The organism is Streptomyces sp. NPDC087440 (assembly GCF_044744005.1).
Lineage (GTDB): Bacteria > Actinomycetota > Actinomycetes > Streptomycetales > Streptomycetaceae > Streptomyces.
On the sequence record NZ_JBIUXN010000052.1, the window covers coordinates 1 to 6,698 of the forward strand.

Consider the following 6,698-nt stretch of genomic DNA (forward strand, 5'->3'; position numbering starts at 1 on the left):
GTCTTCCCTGTTGAATCGACGTGTTGAAGCGGATCGAGCAGGGGTGGTTGTGTGCCGGGGTGGCGTAGGTATTGGGTGCCGAGAGACCGCCGGGTGGTGGATGGTCGATTGCCCGTGCTGGCCGGGTGGAGCGACTTGGCGGAGCGTGAGGGCCGGGTTGGTATTCATCCTGGGGATCCGATTCTTCTTTCTCCGGACTACCGGATCGATGAAGCACTGAGCGGGTATTTGTGCCGGTCGTCGTTCGTCCTTCTCGCGCAGGAGACGAAGCGGAACTACACGGACGACTACTGCTTGTTCTTCGACTTCTTGTGGGGCCGCGAGAAGACCTGGCGCGACGCCACGGCAGACGATCTGTGGGACTTCGAGGACTGGCGGACCCGCTCGTCACGAAACCCGCGGCGTGTGGGTGGGGCCCGGTGGAACCGCGGGCTTGCCGCGCTGATCCGGCTGTACGAGTGGGCGGTACAGCGCGGCCATGTGACGGTCAACCCGGTGATCATGCGGTCGGTCCCCGGCAGGAGCGGGCAGCGTGTTCTGGTGCCAGCGGCCCGTGCGAAGAACGCGCGGACCAGTGAGGTCCGTTGGCTGACGCCAAGGGCCTTTCGCCGCTGGGTGGAGGTCGGGCTGCGTGGCTATGGCGCCGACGGCACGCCGACGGGGGGATGGGCTGGTCGTCTGGCCGATCGCAACAGCGCCTTCGCCGATCTGCTGTTCTCATCCGGGCTTCGGCTGACGGAGGGGGCTTCGTTGCTGACGCTGGAAATTCCCTGCCTTCGGCTGGAGGGCGGTCGTTACTACGTGGGGCGGCTCGCTCGGGTGGTGACGAAGTCGAAGCGGGCGCGCACGTTCTACGCCTCCTCTGTGGTGGTGGGTGAGATCGAGGGGTACGTCGAGTCCTCGCGCGCCCGGGTGGTACGGCGCGCGCAGGCCCTGGGCCGCTACGACGATCTGCCGGTGCGGCTGGTGACTCACGAGACCGGTCGGCACCGGCGTGTTCTGCACTGGCGCGATGGGGACGGCGTGGTCGGGCTGACCCCGCTGGCCGAGGCGACGGTGGAGGAGCGGATGAGCTTCTTCATCGAGGGGCCGACAGGTCCGGAGCCGCTGTGGCTGTGGCTGAACGAGTCCGGTCTGCCGTTCCACCCGGCCTCGTGGGAGAACGTGTTCCGTGCCGCGAACGAGCGGTGCGAAGCAGTGCTGTCGCCAGCGATGGGCGAGGCACCGTTCTGTACGCCGCATATGTGCCGGCACAGCTTCGCGTTGTTGATGCTCGTGGTCCTCCACCACGTCATGGACCGGCGTATGGGGCTGACGCCGGAGGAGCGGCGGGACTTTCGTCTGCTGTACGGCGATCCCTGGCGGATGGTGCAAGACCTGCTCGGTCATGCCCAGCTGGAGACCACGAAGGCGGTCTATCTCGCCCCGGTCGCGGATCTCCAACTGCGGTCGCTGCTCGCCGATTTCGTTCCCACCGCCGGGGCGGTGTCGGAGCAGGAACTCGCGGGGCTGTTCACACAGCTGGCCCGGGAGAGCGAGGGCATCCAGGACCTGGACGAGAAACTGGTGGCACCGTGAGCCGCCGTGGCCGCGCCGCCGCCGTGCCCGCCGGTCCGCATCAGCGTCCCCCGGTCCTTGAGGAGGACGGCCTGGCCGTACGGCACGGGGATGCGCAGGGGCGGGTGCGCACCTACGACTTCGGCGTACTGCCGGTCCCGGAGGCGTTCCAGCGGTCGTTGGCCGTGCTGTACGCGGCCAAGTGCGCGCCGGGCGGCGGCTGGGACAGCATCGAGACCAGTGAGGGTCATTGGTACCTCGTCAGGCCCTTCGCCGAGTTCCTCTCCGGCCTGGACGACGTGCCGCAGGACGTGGACCAGCTGACACCAGCCCACTGGAGTGCGTGGCGGCTGAGTCTGCCGCCGCGGCCGAACGGGCACAGCAAGTACGCGTCGATCGCCAGCCTGCTGCAGATGGACGCGCGGCTTGCGCTGCCGGTACGCGAGGCGATGGCCGTGCGGTTCGTGTGGGAGACGGGCCGTGAGCAGGCGTATGGGCCCGAAGAGTTCAAGGAGATCCGCCTCGCGGCCCGCCGTACGTTCCGCTCGGCGCTGCTGCGTATCCGGAAGAACACCGACCGGCTGGCGGCGTGGCGCGCGGGCGCGCTGGAGCCGGGCAGCCGGGAGTGGCTGATCGGGGAAGCCGTTGACGAACTGGCGCGCACCGGCGATGTCCCGCTGTATGAGTGGGGACGCAGGGTGCGCCGCCGCTACCGCCCGGCCTTGGGCGGCGACTCGGCGCAGCACACCTGGAAGCGGCTCTTCCTCAGCCGTAAGGAGACAGCCGCGTTGGCCGTGCTCCTGGCCTGCGAGCTCGGGCTGAACTCCACGCCAATCTCCGAGATGCCCGTGCCGCAGATGCTGCCCGGCACGGCGGACGCTGGGGTGCCGGTCTACCGGCTGCGGCTGGACAAGCGACGCCGGGCAGGTCACCGCGGCCGCTTCGAAAGCCGCAACCTCACCGACTCCGGAGCCGACTCCTCTGGGCGGATCATCAGCGAGGCCCTGGAGGCGACCGCGCACGCGCGGGCCGTGTTGGCTCTGCTCGATGCGGACATCGACCGGCTGCTGGTCTGGCACCAGACCACCGAGCACGAGAGACAGGGCTACCGGAAGGCCGTCCGGGTGGGCCCGTTCGGATTCGGTGTCGACGAACGCGCCGGCGCCGACTGGGCGCGGTCGGTCGGGCTGCCCGGCTCTCCACTCAAACGCATCCGCAAGACCGTGAACGTGCTGCACCGGCGTGAGCCCGGGCAGAACACCCAGGACACGCACGACAGCGTCTACGTGCTGCCGGAATCGCAAGTCCAGCAGGCGGCCGTGCCGGTGATCGCCGACGGGGCCCTGGACGCGATGGCTGCCGCCCACCGCACCGTGTTCGCCGCCCGTCTGACCGAGGAGTCCGTGGCGGGGGAGCGGGAGACGGCGACGGCAGGGTGCGCCGACTACGAGCACAGCCCGTTCGGGCCGCCGGGCCAGACCTGCGCCGCCTCGTTCCTGCTGTGCACGGCCTGCCCGAACGCACGGGTCACGCCTGCCCATCACCCCCGTCTCGCGCGCCTGCACCTGGCCCTGGGCAACCTGCGCGGCGTGGTGGAGCCGGCCGTGTGGGACGCGGACTGGGCCGATGCCCACGCCCGGCTTGCTGATCTGCGCGACCGGATCGGACTGCCGCTCTGGGATGCCGCGCTCGCCTCGGTCAGCGACGCCGACTGTGATGTCATCGATCACCTTCTTCATGGGGACTACGACTTGTGACCGCTCTGCCTTCCGAAGTGCCGGTGCTGCCTGGATGGAGGACCCCGGTCATCGCACCGTCTCTGGTCCTCGCGCCCGGGCCTGTCCCGATCTCGATCTACGGCGACGAGGTCTGGTCGCTCGCTCCGCTGATCGCCAACCCCAGTGCGTCGCGGGTCGCCGTGGACTGGACGAAGTTCCCGGACGCTCTCCGTGAAGAGATGCGCCTGGCGGCCTGGATGATGATCAATACGGCGTTGCCGGCGAGTGTTCTGGTCGGTCACCCGGCCTGGCACTCTCGCCTGGGGCCGCACGGGATCTACGACACGGTGCGGCGGTGGCAGCCCTTCGCCCATTGGCTTACCGCCCAGGGGGTGGCCGGCCTCGGCGCGTGCACGACCGACACCTTCACCGCGTACGCCGGTCACCTGACCCGCCGTTCAGGAGCCAACCGCAACGAGGGCATGAAGGAACTGGTCGCATTGACCCGCTTGTGGGCGTTCGACGCCGCGAGCGCCCACCCGGCCGGCCTGGTGATGCCTCCCTGGCACCAATACGGCGTTGACGACTATCTCCCCGCCACGCCAAGCCCCGGCCGCGGGGAGAACAGCCGCGAGCCGATCGCTCCGGCCACCATCGGGCCATTGCTGATCTGGGCACTGCGCGTGGTCGACGACTTCGCCGACGACATCTTGTCCGCCCAGGCGGAGCAGCAGCGCCTGACCGAAAAGGCCGACCAGACCGTCGGTACCTGGGAGTCCATGGGACGGCTGAGGGCCTATCTCGACCAGCTCGTGGAACGTGGCGCTCCCGTGCCCACCCGACGGCACAAGGGCGATCATCAGATCAGCGCGACCTACATCGCCGCGCTGGTCGGCTGCTCCCCGCAGCAGGTCAACAGCCACCTGCGGTCACAACTGCGGGAGGGCTTCCGCGAATACGTCCGGCACCTCCCCGGCTCCTGCCCGCTCGCCACGCCGATCACGGGGCGAGTCGCCGGGCAGCCCTGGACCGAAGCGATCGACTTCACCGAGGTCCCGCTGCTCATGCGGCACCTGAGCACCGCCTGTTTCATCGTCCTGGCGTACCTGACCGGTATGCGGCCCGGAGAGGTGCTGGGCCTGGACAGCGGCTGCTGCCCCGAAGCGCCATCACCGGGCCCTCACCTGATCTACGGTCGGGTCTTCAAAGGCGTCCACGACCAGGACGGCAACCACCACTCCGCAGGGCAGGTGCGGGAAGTTCCCTGGGTCGCCATCCCTCCGGTGGTGACCGCGATCCGTGTACTGGAACGCATCGCCCCGGACGGACTGCTCTTCGACACCGCCGTCCACGCGATCCCGCGCGGCCGCACCCCCACGGGCCGGGCCGTCGGCTTCGAAAGAATGGGCAGCCGCGTCGAGGACTTCATCGCATGGGCCTCCGGCCTCGCCGTACGCCTGGGCCGTCCCCATGAAGTCATCCCAGACGATCCCTTCGGAGCGCTGGGCGTGGCACGCTTCCGCCGGTCGCTGGCCTGGCACATCGCCCGCCGACCGGGCGGACTGGTGGCCCTGGCGATCCAATACGGGCACATGCGCACCGCCATGAGCGCCGGCTACGCAGCCCGCGGCCGCGGCGGCATCCATGAACTGCTCGACATCGAAACCGCCCGGGCAACCGCCGACACCCTCACCACCCTCCATGACGACCTGGCCGCCGGAACCGGAATCTCAGGTCCGGCCGCACGGCGAGCGATCCACGCCGCCGCCCAAGCTCCCGCCTTCGCCGGGTCCATTCGCACGCACCGGCAGGCCCGCGACATCCTCGGCAACCCGGCCCTGACCGTCTACGACAACCCTCACTCGTTCCTGATGTGCGTCTACAACCGCGAGCGCGCCCTGTGCCACCGGCTCGATGCCACCGACGCCCCGAGCCTGAACCGCTGCCAGCCGGCCTGCGCGAACATCGCCCGCACCGACCGCCATGCCCACGAACTCGTGGAGCACGCCGCGACGTTGGAGAAGCAGGCCGCCTCGGAGGCAGTGCCCGGCCCGCTCGCCGACCGGCTCGCCCAGCGCGCCGACCATCTCCGAGAGCTCGCCGACCGCCACCACCACACCCTCATCGACTCCCAGGAGCCGCCGACATGACCCCCACCCCGGACGAGCGCGACCTCATCCGTACCGCGATGGACCGCATCCTGAGCGGAGCGCCCGAGCGCTCCAACGGCGCGCTGACAATCGTCGCCCTCGCCCTCGAAGCCGGTGTCCCGCGCAACGCACTGACCCAGCGGCACACCGACCTGAAGAACGAGTTCTACGCCAAGGTCCGCGCACGGGGTGGCACCCCGGACAGCGAACAGCGCCTGCGCAAGCAGGTCCGCCAGCTGAAGGAGCTACGCGCTGCCGACGCAGTGGAGATCACTCAGCTCAAGACCGATGTCGAAGCACTCGTCGGTGCCCTGCACCAAACGACAGCCGAGAATCAACTCCTTCACCAGCAACTGGCTGACCGCACGGCCGTGCTCCGCCCGCTGCCTTCTCAGCTCACTACGACCCTGCCGGACCCGCTGGGAGGCCAGTGATCGTGCTGCAGGTCCCGGTCTTCATACGGGCGCACCGAACGCCAGATGGGCGCCGCCCCGGGGGCCCGGGCTCATGTGCAAGCAGCCCGGGAGGAAGCGTCAGTGTGCCGGGAGGACGAGCAGTGGACTGTCGGAGGCCGGGGCCAGTAGCGCCTGCGCCATCTCTGTGAGCACCGGAGGCTAGCCCTTGCCGACCGTCTTCTCCTTCTTCTCTGCAATTTCGTTGCAGTCGAAGCAGAGATCAGCGGTGGGGCGCGCCTCCAGGCGACGAAGGCCGATTTCGATCCCGCAGGATTCGCACCAGCCGTACTCCTCGTTCTGGATTTTCTGGAGAGTTTTGTCGATCTTCTTGATGAGCTTCCGCTCCCGGTCGCGGTTGCGCAGCTCCAGGGCGAACTCCTCCTCCTGGGAGGCGCGATCGGCAAGGTCCGAGGAGTTGGCGGCTTCCTCCTTCATGTGATCAACCGTCTTGTCCACGCTGACCATCAGCTCCTGCTTCCAGCCGCTGAGGATCTTGGTGAAGTGCTTGCGCATGGGCTCGCCCATGTACTCCTCACCCTTGGTCTCCTTGTAGGGCTCAACCCCGTAGATGTTCGTCGGTGTCGACAACGTTCCTCCTCTGTCGTGTCCTGGGACGGCCGTCAGGCCAGATCAAGTTGATGTTTGCAGAGTGGAGTGCGTGCCAGGGCAACAACGTGGATCTTTCACCGTCAGCCCCCAAATCCGGATCAGAGCGACGCTCAGGTCCCTGGTCCGTCCGACCGAAGAGACACGCTCTAGTTGGTGGATCAGGTCAGAGAGAGCAGTTCGCGCTCAACACGCTCTACTTGACAGAGAAG

General features: G+C 68.5%; 5 protein-coding genes. 4 read left to right on the forward strand and 1 reads right to left on the reverse strand.

Annotated features, from left to right (window positions below; all coding sequences use genetic code 11):
• Positions 1-135 precede the first annotated feature (135 nt).
• Genes ACIO3O_RS42615 through ACIO3O_RS42630 form a run of 4 tightly spaced genes read left to right on the forward strand, consistent with a single transcriptional unit; the run spans position 136 to position 5,859 of the window.
• Complete coding sequence (locus ACIO3O_RS42615; protein ID WP_401756393.1) at positions 136-1,578, forward strand: tyrosine-type recombinase/integrase; 1,443 nt, start codon at positions 136-138, stop codon at positions 1,576-1,578.
• Positions 1,575-3,314 carry a hypothetical protein gene (locus ACIO3O_RS42620; protein WP_401756396.1) on the forward strand — a complete coding sequence of 580 codons (1,740 nt, stop codon included), beginning with the start codon at positions 1,575-1,577 and terminating at the stop codon, positions 3,312-3,314. Before ACIO3O_RS42615 ends, ACIO3O_RS42620 begins: the two co-directional genes overlap by 4 nt.
• Complete coding sequence (locus ACIO3O_RS42625; protein WP_401756399.1) at positions 3,311-5,425, forward strand: integrase; 2,115 nt, start codon at positions 3,311-3,313, stop codon at positions 5,423-5,425. The genes ACIO3O_RS42620 and ACIO3O_RS42625 overlap by 4 nt, the downstream gene beginning before the upstream one ends.
• Complete coding sequence (locus ACIO3O_RS42630; RefSeq protein ID WP_401756402.1) at positions 5,422-5,859, forward strand: hypothetical protein; 438 nt, start codon at positions 5,422-5,424, stop codon at positions 5,857-5,859. Before ACIO3O_RS42625 ends, ACIO3O_RS42630 begins: the two co-directional genes overlap by 4 nt.
• A 180-nt stretch (positions 5,860-6,039) precedes the next feature.
• Here ACIO3O_RS42630 and dksA read toward each other — a convergent pair whose 3' ends face one another.
• The gene (dksA, locus tag ACIO3O_RS42635; protein ID WP_401756405.1) at positions 6,040-6,468 is read right to left on the reverse strand and encodes an RNA polymerase-binding protein DksA; all 429 of its coding nucleotides are present in this window, start codon (positions 6,466-6,468) and stop codon (positions 6,040-6,042) included.
• Between the last annotated feature and the right edge of the window lie 230 nt (positions 6,469-6,698).